This window comes from Sphingobacterium shayense, assembly GCF_013179575.1.
Classification (GTDB): Bacteria; Bacteroidota; Bacteroidia; order Sphingobacteriales; family Sphingobacteriaceae; genus Sphingobacterium; species Sphingobacterium shayense.
In genome coordinates this window covers 1-2,469 of sequence record NZ_JABMCQ010000287.1, presented here as the reverse complement: position 1 = coordinate 2,469, position 2,469 = coordinate 1, and the positions used below count along the sequence as shown (strand labels likewise).

The 2,469-nt window shown below is 40.8% G+C and carries 2 protein-coding genes; one reads left to right on the top strand and one right to left on the bottom strand.

Features of this window, described 5'->3' with window-relative positions; genetic code table 11:
* Positions 1 to 1,689: single-stranded-DNA-specific exonuclease RecJ (recJ, locus tag HP439_RS18745; RefSeq protein ID WP_172391851.1), on the bottom strand; the 1,689-nt coding region annotated here is incomplete at its 3' end.
* A gap of 114 nt (positions 1,690 to 1,803) precedes the next feature.
* Between recJ and HP439_RS18740 the strand changes: the two genes are divergently transcribed.
* Positions 1,804 to 2,469: MBL fold metallo-hydrolase (locus HP439_RS18740; RefSeq protein ID WP_172391850.1), on the top strand; the 666-nt coding region annotated here is incomplete at its 3' end.

Sequence of the window (2,469 nt, the reverse complement as noted above, 5' to 3'; positions counted from 1 at the left end):
TCGGATTGCTCTGATATTTAATTGTAAATTCTTTTTTCCTCGCCAATTATTTTCTTCAAGAGTATAGCATATGTCGAATGGGAGACCTGCATTAATATGATCTATATATTCTGCTAACCCAAACCCGATGCATTCGTAGTAAGTAGAGTCTTGTTGCGTCACCGTAATTTTTATATGATTGGAGCCTACAATGAAGCCTGAACCCGTTACTTTTTTCGAAATAAAAATAGGGGCGTCGTTTTGGGGCCCGTGCGGCTCAAATTGCTTTAGGATACGTTGAAATTTACCATCGATATCTTTTAGGGAAACTATTGCCTCGATTTGAACTTCTTGCTGAAGCATTTCAGGCTTGATACTGCTGCTTACTACTTGTTCGAACTTTTCTTGAAATGCGTCTACATTTTCCCGTTTCATGGTTAGTCCGGCAGCATATTTGTGTCCACCATACTGGTCGAGCAGATTACTACATTCACTCAACGCTTCGTATACGTCAAAGCCAAGTACAGAACGTGCAGACCCGGCAATATGTCCATTGGTTTGTGTAAGTATAATCGTTGGTCTATAGTATTTTTCCGTTAACCGAGAGGCAACGATCCCTATGACACCTTTGTGCCAATCTTCCTTAAATAACACCGTCGATTTTCGAAGTTGAAGGGCCTCGTTCCTGTTTATGATATCTAACGCCTCTTCCGTTATTTTTAGATCAAAGTCTTTTCGCAGATTATTTTGATCATCTACCGTTTCGGAGAAATCTTTAGCTTCTTGAACAGATTTAGATATCAGTAGTTTTACTGCATCTTTAGCGTGCTCGATTCTCCCTGCCGCATTTATGCGTGGACCGATTTGAAAAACGATATCGTTTACAGAAAACTGGCCCGTTTTGTTGGACGACAAGTTTATTAACGCTTGTAAGCCGCAATTAGGATTCGTGTTTAGTTTCTTGAGGCCGAAGTGTGTGAGTATCCGGTTTTCGCCAGTTATAGGCACAATATCAGAAGCGATACTTACAGCTACGAGATCAAGATATTGAAAGGCTAACTGGATATCCATTTCATTCTTTTGTATAAATGCTTGGATTATTTTGAAACCAATGCCGCATCCAGAGAGTTCTTTATACGGATAGGAACAATCGGTCCGTTTCGGATCTAAAACTGCAATTGCCTCGGGTATTGTCGGTCCTGGAAGGTGATGGTCACCGATGATGAAATCAATATTTTTACTCTTGGCGTAATTAACCTTCTCGATAGCCTTGATACCGCAGTCTAGAGCGATAATCAATGAAAACCCATTTTCAGCCGCGTAATCAATTCCTTTGGTGGATATTCCGTAACCTTCCAAATAGCGGTCTGGAATGTAGAACTCCAAGCCCGTGTGAAAATCGCGAAAGAAACTGTATACTACTGCAACTGATGTCGTTCCATCGACATCATAATCTCCATAGATAAGTATCTTCTCTTTATTGCCAATTGCTTTTTCGATACGTGAAATTGCGAGGTCCATATCCTTCATAAGGAAAGGATCATGAAGCATATCTAGGGAAGGGCGAAAAAAAGATTTTGCTTGCTCAAAGGTTTGTATACCACGATGGAGAAGTAAATCGGCGATTATCGGACTAACGCTTAGTTCTTCACGCAGTTTATTGGATTTCTTGACATCATTTTTTGGTTTTACTACCCACCTTTTTTGCATACCTTTGCCGCTGTATTAACGTGTAAATATACGTTTTGTAAATTGGTTTACCTAATGCGTAAAAGCTCTTAAAAGAAAAGAGCTTGTCACATACGTAATTACGAATTAATTAAAATGGTTCAAGCATATTCTCTTTACGAAGGCTCATTTTCGGTCGATGCTTCGAAGGTTTTCGTACCGTTCGACCCGACAAAAGATGACCCTCTTTCTCGAAAAGGCTCTCTTTTTGTCCATGTTCACCCCTTTTTAATTGAGGCGGAAGACGGCCTGATTCTTTGTGATGCCGGTCTTGGATTTCGCGATGAAGATGGCGAGTTGTTAATTCACCGAAACATCCGCAAATTAGGATATGGTCCGGAAGATGTTAAATATGTATTAATGTCGCACTTGCACAAGGACCATACGGGCGGTATGGTGGATTTTAAAGACGGCGTAGCCCGCGTTGCATTTCCTAACGCGGAATATTACGTACAACGTGAAGAGTGGATATACGCCTTTAGTGGCGACAACCCGTCCTATAAAACGGAGATCTTCGATGTTATACAACGTAGCGGAAACCTTGTTCTTTTAGAGGGAGACGGGCAGATTAATCATCAGATTTCTTATGAAGTTAACGGCGCTCATACACCATATCATCAAGCTTTTCATATTCATGTTGGCGGGGAGCATTATTTTTTTGGGGGCGATGTACTGCCAGAACCGGAAGAAATATTTAAAAACTTTATTGCCAAGTATGACTTTGATGGACGTAAAGCTCGTGATTTGCGCACGGAATATTGG